Here is a 20,852-nt window from a genome sequence, read left to right as displayed (position 1 = left end):
TCGGTCTTGGCCAGCAGGCCGATGGATTTGGCAAAGTCGCGGGCTCGGGCTGGATTGACGCGAACAAAGGGCAATTGCAGGCTCGTCAAAGCAGAGCGTAGCGACCCATCATAAGACCCGCTCGCCTCGAAGACGACGAGCTTGATCGGATCGGCTTGCAGCAGCTCGAAGGTTGAGATGATCGCCTGCGCCGTGTTGTCGATGCGTTCGGCATGCTGGGTGGTGGCATCGAAAATGTCGAGATGGTGCTTGGAGACATCGATCCCGATGAAGCCAGGGTGTATGATCATCGCGCCTATCCCTGTGCTACGAGGTCCGGTGGTGCGGCCTCGATCAACTGTTCAGGTTGGGTACTCGAACGCGGGCGAGGACCAAGCCGGAAAACGGCCTCAAGGGGCCTGGGTGCACACGGTCTCTCGCCCGCACCCATCCTGACACAGTCTAACTACACAGGGTGCACGGACGTCTCGTCCGGTCTTGGCTGTCAGCGAATGCTGCAAACGCAGCCCTCGGGGAAAGGACGGGCCGCTGAGGAGCCGCCAGCTATCGAGTAAGAGCCTCAAAAGAAAATGCCCGGCCTTTTGGGCCGGGCGCAATTTCTCAGGTTGGTAATATGCCAGAAAGGGCCGTTTCTGTCAATAATAGAGCCGGCAAAGGATGTTCGATTGGTGGTACGGTTTGGCCACGCCCGTCCGGCCGTCAAAGCCCCTCGATCGGCGTAGCATTGAGCTTGTCGAGAAGTTTGCGTGCGGCGGCGACCACGTCTTGCCATTCCGGTTTGGCGATATATTCGGCGTCGCTGAGCTTGCCGCCATAACGCTCGAAAAGGATATCGAATTTCTTATCCAGTTCTTTTAGTAAATAAGCTTCGTCTTCATCAATAAGTACTTCACCGATAAAATCATGAGGGATATCGGCGAGGTCATATTCTCGATAAAGAAAATCAATGACAGTGTCGAGCGAGCCGTACATAAAGTTCTTGTATGGTTTATGCTCCACCCAAAGAGATTGTTGTTCATTGGGGTCACTCAACGACTCCATATGAGAGATCAATTCTCGACGCACGAATGGAAGTTCGAGCTGGTGCTTTGTCATTGCGTTGTCCTTAAGGTGCATTCCACGTCCTCCAGTTTTCCCATTCGGAGAGCGGGATATGAGCGTTTTCAGCATCGCCCCTAATGGATCCAGTGATAGGATTGCCGTCACGGCCGATGGTCCTACCTTCGCTTTGTATCACGACGTGATCCACTCTTTGCGAAGGCTGCTTGGAGTTCGGGTCTCCCTTATCAATACGAATGTGATTGTGCCGTCCCTTCTTCTCAGGCGACCACCACCGATACGATTCCTTAGTTGGGTCCTTGTTCATTTTCTTTGATACGAATCGTCCTAACCAATCCGGTGGGAGCTTGGCTTCGACCTTGTCCGGCCCATCCCACGTGGACGCTGAAGGCGCGGGCTGACTGCCAGGAGTCGGCTGGGGAACTGGGGATGTCGTTGCATTTGCGACTCCGGTATTTGCGTCGGGCTGAGGCGATGGTGCGGCCGGTGGCTCGGCAACAGGAGTAGTGGGTTCACTTTCGGCGCCGGCAGGTGGCGCTTGTGCTGGGAGGGGCTGGTCGATTGGCGGTGTATCCTCTCCAGTGCCGCTGGCTACAAGGGGAGAGGTCTGTCCAGGACCCGGAGGCGTGGTCCTGGGAGTGAGGGAAGGACTCTGGGGTCGAGGTGCCCCAGGTGGTATTGTGCCCGGCTGTGGCGACGCGTCGGGGGGCGGTAGTTGCAGCGGCGAGGACGTGCCCGGCAATCCCGGCGTGCCGAGCGGCACCATTTCCGGTTTTGGCTCGGTGGCTGGATTGGGCTCGGCCTCCGGTGCGGGTGTCCCGAACCACGGACCGGCCGGATCGCCCTCATCGTGAAAGAACCACCCGGAAAACCAAGCGGGCTCTCGCTTGGATTTTCGCACCGCGACGACGGTTGCCATGCTGTCGGCGTCTGGCCCGCGCGCGAAGGAGAAGTCGTAGTCGCCGACCGTGTAGTACGGCCGGTAGACGCCATCGACCTGGTCGGCGAGCAGGTCTCTTCGTGCCGCAACGAGCGCGGTGTTGAAGTCGCCAAACTGCATGGACCTCACATGCGCATCCATCGCCGCATCATCCCTGCGTGGAAGTGCGTCGATCTGGAACTGGATGTAGCTCGTTATGGCAGGCCCGATCCGTGTCCCGCCGAAGGGAGAAAGCGAGTAGCTTCTCGGCACTGGTGAGCCGGGATAGGTTGCCGAAGCGTCTTGGGGGCGTTTGGCTTCCTCGAGCAGCAGCAAGCCTAAGGGGTCCGCTCCGCGGCTGCCCGGATTTCGTTGGCGGGTTTCATTCGCTGGCGAGGGCAGGTTACCTGGCGGTGCGGAAGGCCGATGATCTGGATTTGCTGGGCGAGGCTGAGGAGACGGCGTCTTGGGTCGGTTGTCGTTCACCGGCTTGGTGGTCGTGGGACCCGGTCTCTCGACGGTCGCCTTGCCGGCATTGTCGACTGTGGCGCCGGGTGACGAGGGTATCGTGGGGCCGGTGTTGACATTGGCCGGCTTGCCCTGACCCCCAGGGATCTCGAAGAGTGGCTTGGCGGGGGTGCTGGTGGCGGGGCCCTGTATGCGCGCCCCGCCATTGTCATTGGCTGATCCACCGCTCGGAGAGGCGTCGGTGAGGGTCTTTGGCTGGGCCTGCGCATAGAGCATGGGGCCGGGCCGACGGATGGCCTGGCTGGCGCGGGCGACGGCGTCGTAGGGATCACCACCGTTCAGGGAAAGAGTGTTCTGGACGACGTTGTCGAACAATTTGGCGGTGAGCGGGTCGAGACCATTCCTGCCGGCGGCCTGCAGCCTCGCCAGTTCGCGGGCCATGGCGGGGCCGAGGTCAATGGCGTTGTCGGTGCGAACGGGCCGCCAGGCGGAGTTGGCGCTTGAAGCATCCGCGCCGCCGCGCAAGGCGAGCGGGCTTGTTGGCGCGGCGGATGCGGCCGAGTCGGCCGGCTGGCCGGGCTTCTGGCTCGCCGGCGTATCGAAGGCCGCGGCGAGCAGCCGGGCGGCGTTGTCGTCCTCGCCCCTGCCATAGGCGGCGAGCGCCGGCGCGGCGAGGCGCGGCAGGCCTGTCAGCATGGCCTGCGCAAACAAATTGGCCTGCTGGGCGGGATCGTCGGGCGCGGTGATCAGGGCGCGGAAGGGCGCGATGCGTTCGGACAGCGGCCTGGCGGTGTCGCCGAAGCGCGTCAGCGCCTTGTCGATCATCGCCTTGGGCAGCACGGCGCGGCCTTGCGCCGGCAGGCCCAGCCCGTCCATGGCGGCATTCGTGGCTGCCAGGGCCGCTTTCAGCCTGTCGGGTGAACTCTCCGCCTCGCTCCACAGCCTGTCGAGGGCGGGATAGACGGCCCTGACATAAGCGTTGGGGTTCTTGTGGCGTGCCGCCAGGTTGAGGGCGATGGCCTGCACCGCTCGGGCGTGGCGCTTCCATCCCTCAGCGAAATCGGGGCCGTTGCCGGTGAACTCAGACCCCTTGGGCTCGAAACGGGCAAGCCAGGCGGTCTGCTCGGCCGGCGTCATCGCCTTGATGGCGTCGACATCGGCACCCAGCTTGACGATACGCTGGAACTCGCCATGGCGGCGCGGACCCTCCTCGCGGCCATAGGCCGCGACGAAGCGGGTCTCGTCCGGCAGGGGGGCGTCATAGCGGCCGGTGCTGGTCAGCGCCGTCTCGGCGTCCCGCAGCGTCGGTTCGAGCGCGCCGCGGGCGAGGGCCTGGCTCTGGTCTCGCCGGAGGAAGGCGTCGCCGATCAGCCGGCTATGCTCCGCCTTGGGGATCGCGGCGAAGGCCGGGTCGCCGGACGTGCCGCCGGCGGCGTCATCCCCGCCGAGGGCGGCCGCGCCAGCCTCCGGATCATCCGCGAAGCGGCTGTGCCAGGCCGCGATGGCAAAGCCGCGCTCGGCGTCCTGGCGGCGCTGCGCCTTCTGGGCCGGCGTCTGCCCGGAGCTGTCGACCAGGCCGAAATAGGCCTGCCTGGCGGTTGCCAGCAGCGAGGGATCGCGGGCGACGTCTTGCTCGTTGATAGCAAAGGCGTTGTCGAGTTCCCCGGCTTCGTAGCGGGCGCGGCCTTGCCGTTCCATGACGGCTGCCTGGCCGAGCAAGGCTTCGCGATCGGCGGCCAGCCTCGTGGCAAAGGCGGGGCGATTGGCCGGCGAGATCGCCCCCAGCAGCGCGCTATCGCCCTTTTGCGTGCTCCGCATGACGCCGGCAGCAAAGCCAGTGGCGCCGGGGGGCATGGCGCCTGCGGCTTCATCAAGTTCGGCCTGGCGCTGCAGGCGACGCTGGCTGAAGCGCTCCTCGTCGTCGAAGGCGTTTTGGCGGGCGATCCTGGCCTGATAGGCGGCGGCCTCGGGAGGGACTTCGCTCAGCCCGGCGACGGGGAGTTGCAAGCCCTGGCCAATTTCGGCGTCGTAGTCTGGAAAACGGGGCATGGGGGTCCATCGGGCAAAAAAAATCCCCGCCGGGGGCGGGGGTGAGGATGGGAAATGTCCAAGGATGGGGGAGGCTTGGGATGGGGGCTGGCTTGCAGCCGCGGCATTCGCCGGAAGCAGGAATGGGCCTCGCGATAGGCAAGTCTCTCGGTACGGTATGCGTGTGCGCGGATGGAGAGGTGATGTCGCACCGTCAAACCTGGTGCAAGGCCGCCGGGAAGTCAGTGAGTCACAGCGTTTGAGAGCGGAGGGAAAGGGGATTTAGGACTGAGGGCTGTCCTTTTGCGCCTGGATCCCCTTCCCGAGCCTTCGGCCCGCCGGGGATGACAGGTCAGGCCTCGATGTCGTTGGCATCAGCAGAACGCTGCGGTAGGAGCGGGCATGAAAAAAGCGCCTGGACCTTTCGGTCGGGCGCTTTTTGTCAGGGTCTTAATTTGCCATATCGGGTAATTGCCGTCAACCCCATAGTCGGCAAAGAATATTCAATCCGCAGCGCAAATCACCGAGCTCGGCATGCTGATCCTGCAGGATGCAGGCCTTGAGTGCCTTGAGATAGCGCTTGCCATCGGGCGCGTCATTGAGGGCGGTGAACATGTCCTCGTAGCGCCGACGCGCCTTGGCGATCGCCTCGGCATCGCCGGCTTCCTCGCCATGGCCGCCACCGCCCAGCATCAGCATGTCGAGCGAGCGCGGGTTGGGCGAGGCAAAGCCCATGACCTTGGCATAGCGGATCACGGCAATGGCAAAACGGCAGCCTGCCTCATATTGCCGGGCATTGATCTCCTGCTGCAGGCAGAGGCGCCCGAACACCGAGCCGGCAAGCTGGCTGCGCGCGTCCCCGGGCCGGACGCCCATGCGGATGCGATTCCTTGTGGCCGTGGCGGTGATTTCGGCGACGCTCTCGCGCTGGAGCCGGCCCGAAGGTTCGCGTTGGCGGATCTTCAAGAAGGGAGAGGGGCGCATCTCAGGCGGCCTCCTGGCAGGGGAGAAAGGAGAAGGGTGCAGATAGCGGTGCAAGCCAGGCGCTCTGGGGTGGAATTACCGAGCCGGCTTGTGATTGGGCGGGGCACTTTGAACCCGTTTCCAGTTTTTAGTGTTCGAGCTGACCGGCACACATCTCGGCGGGCGAACCGGTGGGAGAGAAGTCGAGGAAGCGCCAGCTATCGAGAGGCAGCGCCGTCTCCGGCCGCAGGACGTAGCTTTCCCAACGCTTGTCGAAGCCATGCTCGCGCCGGATATCGTTGAGATGCTGCAGGGTGGCTCGTCGATGCGCTTGCGCCTGACGATCCTGCTCGGCCGTTTCCTCGCTCTCGCCGCCTTCGACCTGATTCTGGGATGGGCTGAGCTGGGCGAGGAGGGCTGTTACGGCCCGATGGTTGCGGCCGAGGGCCTGGGCGATCTGGCGCAGATTGGCACCCTTGGTGCGCAGGGCACGGGCGGTTTCCAGCTGATCCGCTGCACGATAGTGCCGGGGCTTGCTGTTCGGCATCGCCATGTCGATCTCCGATGAGAGGGGCTGGGAGGAAAACGAGCCGGAAGGACGGGCGCTCATCGCAGCCAGGCGGTGACGAGGCTGACGATTGCAGCCAGGAGCCCGCCGGAGAGCGCGCACAGCGCGAGGGCAAGGAGGCGGGTGCCGGCATCGTGGCCAGCCTCCGGCCATGCGTCCCCTGCGATGTCGTGGCGGGCGAAGCCCGGATCGTCCGGCTGCTGCATGAGGCTGCCTCCTTTTTCTGTCGTCAGGCCATGAGCCGTCACGGCGCCGCGGCCTGCCTCCGGACTTCCGGAGGCGTCGTGGGGCGCGCAAAGCGCTTGCCTGATTTGTTTTTTCGTATGGCCTACCGGGAGACGCTGGCCCCCGATGCGAATGGCGCCGGGGGAACGTGTACTGGCTATGAACTGAATGTACCCATTGTGGGTTCATTAAGCAAGAGGAATGTTCCCAAAAATAATTCTGGTCAAGACGGGATTTTTGGGACAATGTACCCGTATGGGGAACAATCTCAAAGCATTGCGCACCGCCAAGGGCCTGTCGCAGCAAGCGCTGGCCGAGGCAATGGGGACAAAGAGGTCCCAGCTCGTGAAGCTGGAGCGGGGCGAGCGGCGCCTGTCGGACATATGGATCGTGCGGGCCGCCGCGGCGCTGAAGGTCGATCCCGGCGATCTGATGTCGAATCGCCTGCAGCTTGCCTCCTTCGATCCCGACGAGCACCAACCCGACGGCTTCTTCGAGCCGGAGGCGCCCGAGGCGCTCGATCCCGATGCGCCGCCGCGCATTCCCGGCAATGGCATCGTCGAGATCGATGCCCGTGCCGGCATGGGCGGTGGCGGGCAGGTGGCGCACGCCTATTACCGCGACGGCGATAAGATCGAGACGCGGGATGCGGTGAAACCCGATGCCTGGGTGTTTCCGCCCTGGTTCCTGCGCGGCATCGGCGCCAAGCCGGGGGAACTGCTGATCATCGAGGCCAAGGGCGATTCCATGCGCCCGACGATTGCGCCAGGAACGCCGCTGATCATCGATACCCGCCATCGCATTCCCTCGCCCGACGGCATCTATGCCATTCGCGATCGCTGGGGCGACATCCAGGCCAAGCGTATCGAGACCTCCAAGATCCTCGGCGATAACACCATCCGGGTGATCAGCGACAATGGCGGCCATGTCCAGATCGCCCGCAGCGAGGACGAACTGCAGATCGTCGGCAAGGTCGTCGCCGGCTGGCATTTTTTCTGATTTAGTCCCGGCTTAGCTTGACAAAATGTACCCATATTGGGAACATTATTCCAATAAGCCACGGATCTTGCCCGTGATGGGAGCTGTCAGCCATGCCCGACTATACCCTGGCCTTCGAGGAGCTTCATCTCGTTCAGATCGGCGGCCTGCTGGCCGGACCCCTCGATGGCGCCGCTCACGTCTGCTTTGGTCTTTCCCGCACCGCAATGCGCTTCGACAGCGTGAAGCTCAATGTCTGGAACCGGCAGGAGCGCAAGGCGTCTTTCACGACGCTGAGGGAGGGCGATCCCTGGTTTGACGAAATCTGCAACGCCCTCGTCGTCGATGCCGTCTATGGCGCCCTGATCGCCGATGCCGTGGAAGGGCACTGGCGCCAGAAGCCCAGTGCCTATGACCGCGCCCGTGATCGCCGGGAGGCGGCGTGAAGACGGCGCAGGCGAAGCCAATACCGAGGGGAGAGGCGATTTCCAATCGAACGGTCTATCGACTTTTTCGGAAAATGCGCCAGGGTTGGACTTTCGTGTGAGGGGCGCAGCGCCAAACCCCTACGTCTGATCCTGAAGGGGCCGCGCGCGGATGTATTGCTATCTGACCATTCGTCCGCCTTCTCCGGCTTGCGCACCGTCGGACACGCGGCGGCTGGTCGCATTCCTGCAAACCTTGCCGGATTTGCGACAAAAACATCCTGTGTCGTTCGGCCATGCGCCCGGAAAGCCCTGGGTTGACCTGACGATCGTCAAGACGACTGATTCCGGTGGGTGGGCCAGCAACGGCGAGTTCATTCCGTTCTTCGATCGCGTGGTGCTGGTCGGCACCGAGAGCCCGCCCTGCTTTGGCTGGTATTCGGACCTTGCCACACGGATCGCCGAATTTCTCGGCTGGGAAGCGATGGAAGATGGCGAGAACCAGCTGATTCATCCGAAGAGGGACTATCCAGAGTGAATCTGCGTCTGCTGGCCCTGCCAATACAATCGTGATGGCATCACCGCCGGCAGCCACGTCCCGAAACTAGGCTCCTACGGCGTCGAGCCGTGCCTTGAGGTCTGCAACCTGCTCTTCCAGCGTGCGCACGCGCTCCTCAAGCTCGGCAATGGCCGATGGGGATGCCGCCGCGGCGCGCGGTGCCGGGGCGGCGATCATGGAGACCTCGACATCGCCCGAAAGCAGATGCGCGAAGCGGTCCTCGCGCTGCCCCGGCGCGCGGCCGATCTCCTTGACCAGCGGCGGGCGGGCGCTGGCGAGCAGATCGAGCTCCTGCCTGATCTCGTCGGCCGAGCCGAAGCTCGCCATGCGGTCGGTCCGGGTCTGCAATTCGTTCAGCGTCTGCGGGCCGCGCAGCAACATCACCGCCAGCAGGGCCGATTGCTGCTTGGTCAGGTTGAAGCGCTGGCCGGCGAGATGCTCGTAGCGCTCGACGCGCGAGCCGAAGGCGCGGCGCACCAGTCCCTGCTGTTCCAGTGTCGCAAGCGTATGCCCGATCTCCCCCGCCTCCAGGGCCATCACCGGCTCGCGCGACGTCTTCTGGTTGGCTGCAGCCTGCAGCGCGTTGAGCGTCAGCGGATAGGCGTCCGGCGTCAGCAGCTGCTTTTCGATCAGGCAGCCGAAGATGCGGGCTTCCATGGCATTGAGAAAGGGCGGTTCCTGGGACATGGGAAAAGCGGCCTGTTTGCGCAAGGAGGATCAGATTCGAGTGCTACCCGCTCACCGGCCATAACTCAACTGGCCGGCAGGCATTCCTTCATCGGCTTGCGGGGGGCTACGCTCTGATCCATACCGGACGCATGAGATGGCTGCCTCTGCGACGGGTGCAAGGCCGACAAGGGGAGGGCAGCATGAACGGCAAGACGGCGCTTATCACCGGCATGACGGGACAGGACGGTTATTACCTCACCAGGCTGCTGCTGGAGAAAGGCTACCAGGTCCACGGCATCAAGCGGCCATCTTCCTCCTTCAATACGGCGCGGCTCGACGCGATCTACCAGGATCCGCATGTGGAAGGACGGCGCCTGCATATCCACTATGCCGACATGCAGGATGGGCAGAGCCTGGTGCGGGTCATCGATGCGGTGCAGCCCGACGAGATCTACAATCTGGCGGCGCAGAGCCATGTACGCGTCAGCTTCGATATGCCCGAATATACCGCCGACATCGACGCCATCGGCGCGCTGCGCCTGCTGCAGGCCATCCGCACCCTCAAGCTGGAAGGGCGCTGCCGTTTCTACCAGGCTTCCACTTCCGAGCTCTATGGCGGCCAGAGCGACCGGCCGCAGGACGAGAGTTCACCCTTCAATCCGCGCAGCCCCTATGCCATCGCCAAGCTCTATGCCCATTGGACCACGGTGAACCACAGAGAGGCCTATGGCCTGCACGCCTCCAACGGCATCCTGTTCAACCATGAAAGCCCGGTGCGCGGCGAGACCTTCGTTAGCCGCAAGATCACCCGGGCGGTGGCGGCCATCGAGGCCGGCCGGCAGGACAGACTCTATCTCGGCAACCTCGGAGCCCGGCGCGACTGGGGCCATGCCCGCGACTATGTGGAGGGAATGTGGCGCATGCTGCAGCAGGACCAGCCCGGCGACTATGTGTTGGCGACGGGCCGGGTCCATTCGGTGCGCGATTTCGTCGAACGGGCCTTCGCCCATGTCGGGCGTTCACTCGACTGGGTTGGCGAGGGTATCGCGGAGAGGGGGCTCGACCGGGCCAGCGGACGCGAACTCGTCGCCATTGACCCGCGTTATTTCCGGCCAACCGAGGTCGATTGCCTCATCGGCAATGCCGCCAAGGCACATGCCGTGCTGGGGTGGCGCCATCACACTACCTTCGAGGCGCTGGTGACGGAGATGATGACTGCCGATATCGAGACCGAGCGCGGCAACAAGCTGGATGAAGGCGGAGGTCGAGAAAGTTAGGATCCGGCAGATTTGATCCTGTCTTCATGGGCAAGATACCAGGCATAGGTCCGGGCTAGGCCATCCTCGAGTCCGATTCGCGGACGCCAACCGAGTGCAGCGATACGCGAGGAATCCATCAGCTTGCGCGGCGTGCCGTCCGGCTTGCTGCGATCATGCGTGGTGGCGCCGGCATAGCCGACGACGCGCTTCACGGCCTCCAGCAGTTCCAGGATGGTGATGTCCTCACCAGCCCCGATATTGATCGGCCTTTCATCGGAGTAGTCCGCGGCGAGGCGCACCAAAGCATCGGCACAGTCGTCGACATGGAGGAATTCGCGTCGGGGCGTGCCGCTGCCCCAGATCTCGATGGCGGGCGCTTGGCGCAATTTGGCTTCGTGCACGCGCCGGATGAGGGCGGCGAGGACATGACCCGACGCCAGGTCGAAATTGTCGTGCGGGCCATAGAGATTGCAGGGCATGGCGGCGATGAAGTCGCAGCCGTGCTGGCGTCGATAGGCCTGCACCAGCTTGAGGCCGGCAATCTTGGCGATCGCATACCACTCATTGGTCGGCTCGAGCGGGCCTGACAGCAACTGGTCCTCGCCGATCGGCTGGGCGGCATCGCGTGGATAGATGCAGCTCGAGCCGAGCATGACAAGTTTGCTCACGCCGACGCGGGCGGCCGCTTGCACCACATTGGCCTCGATGGCGAGATTGTCATAGAGGAAATCGGCTGGAAAGCTGGCATTGGCCAGGATGCCCCCCACCTTGGCGGCGGCGAGGAAGATCACTTCGGGGCGCATCTGCTCGATCCAGGCTTCGGTATCGGCCTGCCGCCGGAGGTCGAGCTCGGCCCTGCCCGCCGTCAGCAGCGTGCAGTCTTCGCCCTGGAGCCGCCGCATCAGGGCGGCGCCGACCATGCCGCGATGGCCGGCAATCCAGACCCTTTTGCCCTGCAGCGACATCGTGGGCCTCCATCCTGGTTCTGTCTTCGTCCTCCTATAGCAGGCCTGCGCTACCTAGACCCGTCGCAAGACCGGATTTCATGCCTCCTTTTCGCCGAGCGTCGGGCGCACGCGCAGCCAGTGCAGCAGCAGGGCGACACCCAGGAAGGCGGTTCCGCCGAGATCGGCCCAGGCGTCGGCGGCCAGCAGCAGGGCGCCGCCAATGGTGGCCAGGATCCGTTCAAGCGCATTGGCATGGCGCAGCGCATAGCCGGTGGCGCCCATGGCGAGCCCGACCAGGGCGAGACAGGAGGTGGCCGTGGTCAGCAGCACCTGCAGCCATTCGCCGAGATCGGCGGGCCAGCCGCCGCCCGGGGCCAGCATCAGCAGGCGCAGGCCGTCCGGTGTCAAACAGAACATGAAGGGCACCAGGAAGGCCGGCAGCGTGTATTTCCAGGCCTGGATCATGGTGCGGAACGGAGTGCCGCCCGTGATTGCCGCAGCAGCAAAGGGGGCGAGCGCCGTGGGCGGGGAGACGTCTGCCAGCACGGCGTAATAGAACATGAACATGTGGGCGGCCGGTTCCGGCACGCCGACGCCAGTCAGCGCCGGCACCAGCATCACCGCGGCGATGATGTAACTCGCCGTCACCGGCACGGCGGTGCCGAGGATCCACATGGCGATGGCGGCGAGGATGATCACCACCACCCGCTCGCCGCCACCGAGCGTGACGATGATCGAGGAGATGGTCAGGCCGAGGCCGGTGAGGTTGACGACGGAGACGATGATGCCGGCGCAGGCGCAGATCGAGGCGATGCCGAGCACCGAGCGCGAGCCATCGATCAAGGCCTCGATCATGCGTGTCGCTGCGGGATCGGGCGTACGCCCGGCGCGCAGGGCCAGCCAGGCTTCGAGGCCGGAGGCGAGCGTAGCCGCCGCCATGCCCCAGAACACGCAGACCGAGATGCGCCCGTCGAAGAGATTGACCAGGCCGATCTGCGCCGATAGCCCGGATTTGCCGAAGCCATAGGCAGCGAGGCCCGCGACCACGCCGATGGCGAAGGCGCGCGGGGTCACCAGGCGGGAATGGCCGCGGATCATCGACAGGCCGAAGGCGATGGCGATCGACCAGAACACCGCCAGGAAGGAGGTGAAGCCGAGGATGAGGAAGACGGCAATCGCGCCGAGCGAGAGGAAGTGATAGCCCTCGCTCACCGTCAGCTGCCAGAGCGAGGCGTCGGAGGTCTTCACCGGCGTGACCTTGAGGCGGCGGGCATCGGCCTCCGTCATCAGCCAGCAGGAAAGGTAATAGAGCAGGGTCGGGATGGTGGCGTAGATCAGGATGTCGAGATAGTCGACATTGAGATATTCGGCGATGATGAACGCGGCTGCCCCCAATGTCGGCGGCGATAGCGTGGCGCCGATGCCGGCTGCCGAGAGCATGCCGCCGGCAACGTTGGGTGTGTAGCCCGAGCGCCGCAGCATCGGCCAGGCGAGCGAGGCGATGGTCACGGTGGTGGCGACGCCCGAGCCCGACACCGTGCCGAGCAGGAAGCCCGAGGTCACCACGGCGCGGCCGGGTGCGGAGGGCGAGGGCGTCTTGCCGAACAGGGCGAAGGCCCAGTCGATGAAGAACTTGCCGGCCCCGCCGCGCTCCAGCACCGCGCCATAGATGGTGAACAGGATGATGAAGGTGGCGGCAACGTCGAGCGGCGTCGAGAACAGGCCTTCCAGCGTCAGGGCGTTCTGGCCGATGATGCGCTGCAGGGAGAAGCCGCGGTGGTCGAAAGGCTCGGGGATATAGGGCCCGAAATAGCAATAGAACAGAAAGATGATGGCGATCGCTGGCAGGATCCAGCCGACGGTGCGGCGGGTCGCCTCCAGCACCAGGAGGATCAGGGCGCCGCCGAGCACCAGTTCCTCCGGCGTCGGGCGGGTGGGCCGGGCCTTGTAATCCTCGATGGTCAGGCAGAGCACCAGGGCTGTGCCGATGCAGAGTGCGACCAGGATCCAATCGAGCACGCGGGTGGTGATCAGGAGTCGGCTGCGCGTCGCCAACGGCATCAAGGCGAAGGTGAGGCCAACCACCGCGAGCTGCAATGCCGCCGGCAGGCTGCGGGCGAAGATGCCGCTCTGCAGCGCCAAGGCGAGGCAGGCGAGAGCGCCGATCAGCCCGGCCAGCCATTCCTCGATCGAGGCGGCGCGCGGCGTGCGGTCGCGTATCAGCGGGAACAGAGCGAACACCAGAGCCAGCACGATGGCCAGGAAGCTGACGCGATAGATCGTGGTGTTGACGGCGAACTGCGTCCAATAGAGCACATAGGCCGAGAGGCCGAACAGGCAAAGGCCGGTCACCCGTCCGAGCCAGCCGGACAGATGTGCCGCCGGCCCGCCCTCATTGTCGGAAGCGAGCCGCTCGAATTCCTCTTCGGTCAGCTCGACCCTGGTTTCGGTTTCACGCATGGGGCCAATCTGATTTGCTAACCTGCATAGGAGATCTTCCTGGAACGGCAGGCTTCCAACCGGTTCTCGCAGCCGCTGGGTCCCCAGGACGGAAAGAGCCGGCAAGGATGCCGGCGATCCCAGGGGTCACTTCAGCACGCCCTTGGCCTTGTAATAGGCCTCCGCCGCCGGATGGAAGGGCACGGCCGTCTTGGTCGCGGCCGTGGCGAGCGAGAGCTTGCGGGCTTCGGGATGGACCTTGTGGATCTCATCGAGATTGTTGAACAAGCCATCCAGCATGGTTGTGATCAGGCTATCCTCGGCCTTGGCCGAGACGATCAGCACATTGGCGATGCCGAGGCCGGCGACGTCGCCGGTCAGGCCGGCATAGGCGTCTTTCTTGAGGAGGAAGGGGCGGTAGAGGCCCGGATATTTCTGCTCGACCACGGCGAGTTCGGCATCGGCCGGGATGAAGGAGATCGCCGGCTGGCCGGTGGTGGCGAGGTCGCGCACTGCCGAGGTCGGTACACCGCCGATCCAGAAGAAGGCGGCGACCTTGCCGTCCTTGAGCGCGCCGACGGATTCGGCCACGCCGAGATTGTCGCGCGTCACGTCGGTCTTGGGGTCGAGCCCGGCGGCGGCCAGGATACGGTCGGCAATCGATTCGGTGGAGGAGCCGGCCGAGCCGATGGAAACGCGCTTGCCCTTGAGATCGGCGATACGGCTGATGCCGGCATCCTTGCTCGCCACCACATGCAGGAAGGAGTCGTAGAGTACGGCGAGCACCGCGACATCCTGCTTGCCGTCCTGCTCATAGGCGCCCAGGCCGTTGACCGCGTCATAGGTGGAATCGAGCGTGGAAAAGCCGAGCTCCGCCTCGCCGGCATGCAGCAGCTTGGCGTTGTCGACCGAACCGCCGGTGACCTGGGCCGTTGCCTGCAGATTGGGGACCTTTTCAGAGAAGATCTTGGCCAGGCCTCCGCCATAGGGATAAAAAACCCCGCCTGTGCCGCCGGTGGCAACCACCATGCGGATACGCTTTTGCGCCAATGCGGGCGCAGAGAAGGCTGTCAAGGCAAGCCCGGCGCCGGCGGAAAGCAGGCCGCGACGGTTGAGGAGCATGGTGGACATGTGGATCTCCCTGGATGCTATTCGTTATGGTTGCAGGAGATCATAGGGGGCAATCGCCGATCTGCAAGCATGCTCCGCCGGCTTGCCGAAACGCTACGGCAATCGGAGAGCTTTTCATGAGAAGAGCGTAGAGCCTCGATAGATCTGCCTCACGAAGGCCGGCCGCCCTCCCGGGCGATCGATTCGTGATTGCGCAGTACGAGCCGGCTCAAGCCATGCTTGGCGGACAGGCGGGTCAGGTTGGCTTGGCGTGCGGCGAGATTGGCGGCGGCCGAGACGCTGTCGTTCCGGGCGGAAATGCGCACCCCATCGCCCAGCGGACCGGAGAACGGCACGCCGGCGGCGAACAGGCGCAGATACCAGTCCCAATCCCAGTAGTAGGGCAGCTTGTCGTCGAAAGGGCCGAGATTCTGGTGCAGGCTGCGCGGATAGACGACGCCAGACACCAGCAGGCGATTGTCGCGGCGGATGGCTTCGGCGTCGGCATGAGCCTCGAAGGTGAGTTCGCTGCCGGCGTCGGCGCGATCGCCCTCGGCAACGATGCGGCCGGAGGCATAGAGAAGGCCGCGGCTGTCGGCCTTGGCGAGCACACGCTCGAGATGATCCGGCTCGGCCCACCAGTCGTCGTCATCCAGGAAGGCGATGCGCCTGCCGCGCGCCGCAGCGACACCGAGATTGCGGGCCGGAACCTGGCCGCTGCCACCGGTCAGCAAGGTGTGGAGGCAATCGAGGCCGAGTTCTTCAGCCAGGCGCGCCCCGCTGCCATCGCCGTCATCCACCACGACAAGCTCGAAATCCCGGAAGGATTGAGCCTGCGTCGAGGCCAGCGCCCGCCGCAGGAGGTCGGGGCGGTCCTTGGTGGGGATGATGATGCTGAGTTCAGGCTGGGACATGTCGGATTTGCGATGCGGCGCGGAAGATCGAAAACCCCCGACGCGCGAAGGCTTGTTCTCTCCTCAGCGGCTGGGCTTGCCCTTGATCAAATGCGGCAGCATGCCTCTGCGCTTGGCCTCGTAATAGTAGCCGCTGGAATAGAGCCGCACCGCCCGGTCCGGGCTGCCGCCGGAGACGCGCCAGGCATTGGCGAGATAGGCGGCGCCATAGGTGAGGTTGGTATCGGCGTCGAACAGACCGGCGGCGCCGCCTTGGTAACCCATGCCACGGGCGGTATCGAGGCGCATCTGCATCAGGCCCAGATAGGGGCCGTTGCGTGCGCCGGGATTGAAGCCGCTTTCACGCTTGACCACGCGGCGCAACAGACTCTCAGGCACGTTGTAGCGGGCGGCGTGCTTGGTGATGAGGGAATCGACATTGCCGATGGGCTTGAGATCCAAAGGCTCGGCTGCTTTCTGCACGGCCACCGGTGCCGCCGTGGGGATGCTGGCGGTCTGGATTTCGGCCTCGTGCGCGGCGGGCGCCGCCGGGCTCGCCTCGGCAATGTCGCGTGGGCGGGCTGGCGGCAGGGGGATGGCGGCGAGCGCGGCTTCGTCGCCTTTCATTGCCTCGAGGGGTGCCGCGGCAACGGAAGTGGCCGCAGCACCGGAACGCTTGGCGCGCTTTTCGAGCTTGGCCTTGGCCTTGAGGACCGGGCCGGGTGCTTCGACCGCCATGGCCTGGGAGGGAGCCTGTTTTGCCTGTGTCTGCGCCTGTGCCAGACCGGGGAGGGTGAGGAAACCGGCTGTCACACAGCCGGCCAGCGCAAATCCAAGGTTTCTCAAGCGTCTCGTCTCCGCCATCCTCAAGGGCTCGTCCCTCCGTCGTCGACATCGAATTTCACGCCCTGCGCCAGCGGCAGGGTCCGGCCGTAATTGATGGCGCTGGTCTGGCGCCGCATATAGGCCTTCCAGGCGTCCGAGCCGCTCTCGCGACCGCCGCCGGTTTCCTTCTCGCCGCCGAAAGCGCCGCCGATCTCGGCGCCCGAAGGGCCCATATTGACATTGGCGATGCCGCAATCGGAACCCTGGGCGGAGACGAAGCGCTCGACCTCGCGCATGTCGGTGGCGAAGATCGAGGAGGACAGGCCCTGCGGCACGCCATTCTGCAATGCGAGAGCCTCGTCGAACTCGCTATATTTCAGCACATAGAGAATCGGGGCGAAGGTTTCGTTAACGACGGGGCCGACCTGCTTCGGCATCTCGACCAGGGCCGGACGGGCGTAATAGGCTTCTTCAGGGCCGGCTTCCGCGACGCGGGCGCCGCCATGCACGGTGCCGCCGGCCTTGCGGGCCTCCTCGAGCGCCTTCTGCATGGCGTCGAAGGCAGCCTTGTCGATCAGGGGGCCGACCAGCGATTCGGTGGTGAGCGGATTGCCGACGCTGATGCCGGCATAGACCTTCTTCAGCTTGCCGACGAGGTCGTCATAGACGCTGTCATGCACGATCAGGCGGCGCAGCGAGGTGCAGCGCTGGCCCGCCGTGCCCATGGCGGCGAAGGCGATGGCGCGCAGGGCGAGATCGAGATCGGCCGAGGGCGTGACGATCGAGGCGTTGTTGCCGCCGAGCTCGAGGATGGATCGGCCGAAACGGCGGGCGACACGCTCGCCGACGATACGGCCCATGGCGGTGGAGCCGGTGGCCGAGACCACGGGAACGCGCGGATCGTCGACCAGAACCTCGCCGACCTCGCGGGCGCCGAGGATGAGGGTGAGCAGGCCGTCCGGCACGCCGCCGAAGCGTGCGGCAGCACGGTTGAAGATGGCTTCCACGGCCAGTGCCGTGAGCGGGGTCTTCTCGGAAGGCTTCCACACCAGGCTGTCGCCGCAGACGAAGGCGAGAGCCGCGTTCCAGCTCCACACTGCAACCGGGAAGTTGAAGGCCGAGATCACGCCGACGACGCCAGCCGGGTGCCACTGCTCCATCATGCGATGGTCGCCACGCTCGGTGGCAATGGTGAGGCCATAGAGCTGGCGCGACAGGCCGGTGGCGAAGTCGCAGATGTCGATCATCTCCTGCACTTCGCCCAGGCCCTCGGAGGCGATCTTGCCAACTTCGAGGCTGACCAAGCGGCCGAGCTCGGTCTTGGCGGCACGCAGTTCCTCGCCGAGCAGGCGTACCAGTTCGCCGCGCTGCGGGCCGGGCACCTTGCGCCAGGCTTCGAAAGCGGCCTGCGCCTTGCCGATGGCGGCCTTGGCTTCGGCCGGGCTGTCGTCCTTGACGGCGCCGATGGTCTCGCCGGTGAGGGGGCTGCGAACGGTGCGGGAGCCGCCGGTGAAGCGGCTGGCCGGAACCCCGAGAGCCTCGAGAAGCTGGCGGGTTTCGGCGGCAGGACTGGTCATGATGACTCGCTCAATTCAACGCGATGTGGCGACGCTCATACCTTTTTTGGCGGTCATGGGGAACCCCTGCGACGCCTGGCGGATTCTCAGCTGCTTTCCACGGCGGCATAGACCCTGGAAAAATCCAGTTTTTCGAGGTCGTTTTCGTGCTGGAGAAATTGCAGATAGCCGGCATCCCAGATGCCGAGGCCGAGGGCCATGCAGGAATCGATGGTGAGCAGATGACGCCAGCTGCGCGCCGGCGTGAGGTCGAGCCTGGTGCGTTCGCGGGTGTTGTAGAGCCACTTCGGATTGACCTCCCGTATCACATAGGCATCCTCGCGCGGGTCCGAGCCGATGCCGGCGGCGTGGCCGAACAGCTTGCCGAGCATGGGGCTCGCCGTGTTAGGCTCGAGCGACCACATGAAATCCTCGTTGTAGGTGTCGTGCTCGTCCTCGCTCATGTCGCGGGTCACCGCCGCGAAATCCTGCGTGGCCCAGCGCGGGAAGTCGGGGACTGCGACAAATTCGAGGCGGCGCGGCTCGATATCGGCGAACATGTCGTTGGCGAAGGGAATATCGGTGGGCAGCGCGGCCGGGTGCAGGGGATCGGTGCCGGTGTGAAGCAGGATGCGGTGTTCGATATTGGTCGCTGGTTCGTCGAGGCCGATGAAGACATAGAGCATGCCGGCCCGCGGCAGTGCGCTGGCAGCGGGCGGAAGCTCGGCCAGGTCGATCTGGAGCGCGAACTCCATGGCTTCCCCCTTGGCCGTGCGAGGCCAGGCGAGCGAGGCCGGCAGGTCCGGCAGGCCCCCGATCCGGCTCTGGCCGATATCTCCGGCTCCGGTCCCCAGCAGGATCGCAATGGCGGGCAACTCATGGGGCAGGATGCGTTCGGCATGGGCGCCGAGGCCGACATTTTCGAGCAATTGGCGGGGAGAGGGGACGGGATCGGTCATGGGAGCTCGCGAAGTTCGCTGCGGTTGGCAACCCTCATACTGTCTGAGGTCGTCACGAGAAACCTCCACGTGTCCCTCCTCTCCCCGGTGGGGAGAGGAGGGGAGGGAGGACACTGGTGAACGCTTGCTCATTTCCCTCACCCCTGCCCCTCTCCCGACCCGGGAGAGGGGCTTGCCAACCCGTCGAGAAAGGCCTTGATCCTGTCGCGGTCATCAGGCGTCGGGTTGTAGACCAGCATGCTGAGATCGGGCCGGCCATCGACGGCGAAGGACGAATATTCCAGCGTGATCGGGCCGAGCACCGGATGGCGCAGGCGCTTGACGCCGTCGCCATGGGCCCGGACGTCGTTGTCGCGCCACATCGTCTCGAATTCGGGGCTGAGCCGGCAGAGTTCCTCAATGAGTGGTGCCACTTCCGCCGCTGCCCCGGCCCGTGCCGTGTCAGCCCGGAAGGTCGCCACCACGAAGCGGGCCACGCTCTCCCAGTCATATTGGGCGGCGCGCACGCGTGGATCGAGGAACATAAAGCGCAGGACGTTGCGCTGATGGGGCGGCAACGCGCCATAGTCGGTCAGAATCGCGGCTGCCGCTTTGTTCCAGGCCACGATGCACCAGGTCGCTGTCTTGACCAGGGCGGGGCTCGGATGAAGAGCGTCGAGCACGCGCTGCAGCCGCGGCGTGACGTCCTCGCCCTTGCGGTAGCGCACTTCGGGCGGGTGTCCCAGACCGAGCAAAAAGAGGTGCTCGCGCTCGACCTCGGTCAGCAGGAGGGCGCGGGCGATGCGGTCGAGCACGTCGGCCGAGGGTGCACCGCCGCGCCCTTGTTCGAGCCAAGTGTACCAGGTCGGGCTGATATTGGCCCGCTGCGCGACCTCCTCCCGGCGCAGGCCGGGTGTACGGCGGCGCGCCGGGCCGAAGCCGAAGGCCGCCGGGTCGAGCTTGGCGCGGCGATCCCTCAGATAGGTTCCGAGCCGGGTTTCCTGTGTTATCTGTCCGGTCATCCTGTTAGTCGCTATAATACGATAAGGTCACTACTTTACCAGGATAAACTGGCGGCCAATGCTTGTCTCCTATCTTGTTAGGAGACTTACTCATGCGCGTGTTCGTAACCGGTGCGACCGGATTCATCGGTTCCGCCGTGGTGAAGGAATTGATCGGGGCGGGCCATCAGGTGCTCGGCCTGGTCCGTTCGGAGGAGAAGGCGGCAGCCCTGGCCGCGGCGGGTGCCGAAGCCCATCGCGGCTCGCTGGAGGATCTCGACAGCCTCAAAGCCGGCGCTGCCCGCTCGGACGGCGTCATCCATCTCGCCTTCAACCATGATTTCTCGACCTTCGCCGCCAATTGCGAGGATGACCGCCGCGTGATCGCCGCGCTCGGCTCTGCACTTGCCGGCTCTGACAAGCCCCTGATCGTGACCTCCGGTACCGCCATGGCCAATAGTGTGCCCGGCGAACTGGCCAAGGAGAGTGGCACTGTGGTCAGTTCGAAGGTGATCCCGCGTGCCGCCTCTGAGGAGGCGACCGCTGCCGTGGCTGCCGAGGGCGGCAATGTCTCGGTCGTGCGCCTTCCCCAGGTCCACGATACCGTCAGGCAGGGCCTCGTCACCTATGCCATTGCGGTAGCCCGTGAGAAGGGCGTGTCGGCCTATATCGAGGAGGGCCGGAACCGCTGGTCGGCGGCCCATATCCTCGATGTCGCCCGCCTCTACCGGCTCGCGCTGGAGAAAGCCGAACCGGGTGCGAAATACCATGCGGTGGCAGAAGAAGGCGTGTCGCAGCGGGAGATCGCGGAGGTGATCGGCCGAGGCCTGAAGGTGCCGGTCAGATCCATCCCCCTCGGCGAGGCCGGGACCCATTTCGGCTGGCTCGGCCTGTTTGCCGGGCACGACATGCCGGCTTCCAGCGAGCAGACCCGCAGGAAGCTCGGATGGCAGCCCACCGGCCCCGGTCTGATCGCCGATCTTGAGGCGATGGATTACGCCGTGTGAGGGGCAATTCCCCTCT

19 protein-coding genes and 1 pseudogene are annotated in these 20,852 nt (G+C 65.0%); 5 read left to right on the top strand and 15 right to left on the bottom strand.

Features of this window, described 5'->3' with window-relative positions; all coding sequences use genetic code 11:
* From ACTJKX_RS34300 to ACTJKX_RS34275, 6 genes and pseudogenes are all read right to left on the bottom strand, one after another.
* Nucleotides 1-290 (bottom strand): annotated as a pseudogene (locus ACTJKX_RS34300) (IS110 family transposase); the annotation flags it as partial.
* Nucleotides 291-699: 409 nt separating this feature from the next.
* Entirely contained in the window at nucleotides 700-1,095 is a 396-nt protein-coding gene (locus ACTJKX_RS34295) for an SCO4402 family protein (protein WP_440728051.1), read from the bottom strand.
* Between the two features lie 10 nt (nucleotides 1,096-1,105).
* Nucleotides 1,106-4,495, bottom strand: a complete 3,390-nt coding sequence (locus ACTJKX_RS34290; protein ID WP_440728050.1) for a hypothetical protein — start codon at nucleotides 4,493-4,495, stop codon at nucleotides 1,106-1,108.
* A 456-nt stretch (nucleotides 4,496-4,951) separates the two neighbouring features.
* Entirely contained in the window at nucleotides 4,952-5,458 is a 507-nt protein-coding gene (locus ACTJKX_RS34285) for a hypothetical protein (protein WP_415086331.1), read from the bottom strand.
* Between the two features lie 127 nt (nucleotides 5,459-5,585).
* Nucleotides 5,586-5,990, bottom strand: a complete 405-nt coding sequence (locus ACTJKX_RS34280; protein WP_440728049.1) for a hypothetical protein — start codon at nucleotides 5,988-5,990, stop codon at nucleotides 5,586-5,588.
* A 53-nt stretch (nucleotides 5,991-6,043) separates the two neighbouring features.
* The gene (locus tag ACTJKX_RS34275; RefSeq protein WP_311944085.1) at nucleotides 6,044-6,211 is read right to left on the bottom strand and encodes a hypothetical protein; all 168 of its coding nucleotides are present in this window, start codon (nucleotides 6,209-6,211) and stop codon (nucleotides 6,044-6,046) included.
* Nucleotides 6,212-6,485: 274 nt separating this feature from the next.
* Here ACTJKX_RS34275 and ACTJKX_RS34270 point away from each other — a divergent pair, with 274 nt between their 5' ends.
* From ACTJKX_RS34270 to ACTJKX_RS34260, 3 genes are all read left to right on the top strand, one after another.
* Complete coding sequence (locus ACTJKX_RS34270; protein WP_440728048.1) at nucleotides 6,486-7,229, top strand: XRE family transcriptional regulator; 744 nt, start codon at nucleotides 6,486-6,488, stop codon at nucleotides 7,227-7,229.
* 92 nt (nucleotides 7,230-7,321) lie between these two features.
* Nucleotides 7,322-7,654, top strand: coding sequence for a hypothetical protein (locus ACTJKX_RS34265; RefSeq protein ID WP_311944086.1), 333 nt, complete (start codon nucleotides 7,322-7,324; stop codon nucleotides 7,652-7,654).
* 151 nt (nucleotides 7,655-7,805) lie between these two features.
* The gene (locus tag ACTJKX_RS34260; RefSeq protein WP_311944088.1) at nucleotides 7,806-8,171 is read left to right on the top strand and encodes a hypothetical protein; all 366 of its coding nucleotides are present in this window, start codon (nucleotides 7,806-7,808) and stop codon (nucleotides 8,169-8,171) included.
* 66 nt (nucleotides 8,172-8,237) lie between these two features.
* Here the strand turns inward: ACTJKX_RS34260 and ACTJKX_RS34255 are convergent, their stop codons facing one another.
* Complete coding sequence (locus ACTJKX_RS34255; RefSeq protein WP_394312482.1) at nucleotides 8,238-8,879, bottom strand: YceH family protein; 642 nt, start codon at nucleotides 8,877-8,879, stop codon at nucleotides 8,238-8,240.
* 182 nt (nucleotides 8,880-9,061) lie between these two features.
* Between ACTJKX_RS34255 and gmd the strand changes: the two genes are divergently transcribed.
* Entirely contained in the window at nucleotides 9,062-10,138 is a 1,077-nt protein-coding gene (gene gmd / locus ACTJKX_RS34250; protein WP_440728047.1) for a GDP-mannose 4,6-dehydratase, read from the top strand.
* Here the strand turns inward: gmd and ACTJKX_RS34245 are convergent.
* From ACTJKX_RS34245 to ACTJKX_RS34210, 8 genes are all read right to left on the bottom strand, one after another.
* Nucleotides 10,135-11,085, bottom strand: coding sequence for a GDP-L-fucose synthase family protein (locus tag ACTJKX_RS34245; RefSeq protein WP_440728046.1), 951 nt, complete (start codon nucleotides 11,083-11,085; stop codon nucleotides 10,135-10,137). The two genes, gmd and ACTJKX_RS34245, sit on opposite strands and share 4 nt — an antisense overlap.
* A 78-nt stretch (nucleotides 11,086-11,163) precedes the next feature.
* Nucleotides 11,164-13,527: a TRAP transporter permease gene (locus ACTJKX_RS34240; protein ID WP_440728045.1), complete on the bottom strand. Its 2,364-nt coding sequence runs from the start codon at nucleotides 13,525-13,527 to the stop codon at nucleotides 11,164-11,166.
* A gap of 126 nt (nucleotides 13,528-13,653) precedes the next feature.
* A complete protein-coding gene (locus ACTJKX_RS34235; protein ID WP_394312476.1) occupies nucleotides 13,654-14,637 on the bottom strand; it encodes a TAXI family TRAP transporter solute-binding subunit in 984 nt (327 codons plus the stop codon).
* A gap of 149 nt (nucleotides 14,638-14,786) precedes the next feature.
* Entirely contained in the window at nucleotides 14,787-15,530 is a 744-nt protein-coding gene (locus tag ACTJKX_RS34230) for a glycosyltransferase family 2 protein (RefSeq protein ID WP_440728044.1), read from the bottom strand.
* Between the two features lie 63 nt (nucleotides 15,531-15,593).
* Entirely contained in the window at nucleotides 15,594-16,355 is a 762-nt protein-coding gene (locus ACTJKX_RS34225) for a transglycosylase SLT domain-containing protein (protein ID WP_440728043.1), read from the bottom strand.
* A 20-nt stretch (nucleotides 16,356-16,375) separates the two neighbouring features.
* Nucleotides 16,376-17,911 carry an L-piperidine-6-carboxylate dehydrogenase gene (gene amaB, locus ACTJKX_RS34220; protein ID WP_440728042.1) on the bottom strand — a complete coding sequence of 512 codons (1,536 nt, stop codon included), beginning with the start codon at nucleotides 17,909-17,911 and terminating at the stop codon, nucleotides 16,376-16,378.
* An 86-nt stretch (nucleotides 17,912-17,997) separates the two neighbouring features.
* Nucleotides 17,998-18,849 carry a DUF1963 domain-containing protein gene (locus ACTJKX_RS34215; RefSeq protein ID WP_440728041.1) on the bottom strand — a complete coding sequence of 284 codons (852 nt, stop codon included), beginning with the start codon at nucleotides 18,847-18,849 and terminating at the stop codon, nucleotides 17,998-18,000.
* 137 nt (nucleotides 18,850-18,986) lie between these two features.
* Complete coding sequence (locus tag ACTJKX_RS34210; protein WP_440728040.1) at nucleotides 18,987-19,850, bottom strand: helix-turn-helix transcriptional regulator; 864 nt, start codon at nucleotides 19,848-19,850, stop codon at nucleotides 18,987-18,989.
* A 92-nt stretch (nucleotides 19,851-19,942) separates the two neighbouring features.
* Between ACTJKX_RS34210 and ACTJKX_RS34205 the strand changes: the two genes are divergently transcribed.
* The gene (locus ACTJKX_RS34205; RefSeq protein WP_440728039.1) at nucleotides 19,943-20,836 is read left to right on the top strand and encodes an SDR family oxidoreductase; all 894 of its coding nucleotides are present in this window, start codon (nucleotides 19,943-19,945) and stop codon (nucleotides 20,834-20,836) included.
* Nucleotides 20,837-20,852: the final 16 nt, after the last annotated feature.

The sequence above is a fragment of the Labrys sp. 22185 genome (assembly GCF_052045555.1).
Lineage (GTDB): Bacteria > Pseudomonadota > Alphaproteobacteria > Rhizobiales > Labraceae > Labrys > Labrys neptuniae.
The sequence above is the reverse complement of the archived record's forward strand: the minus strand, read 5'-3'. Positions and strand labels throughout refer to the sequence as shown.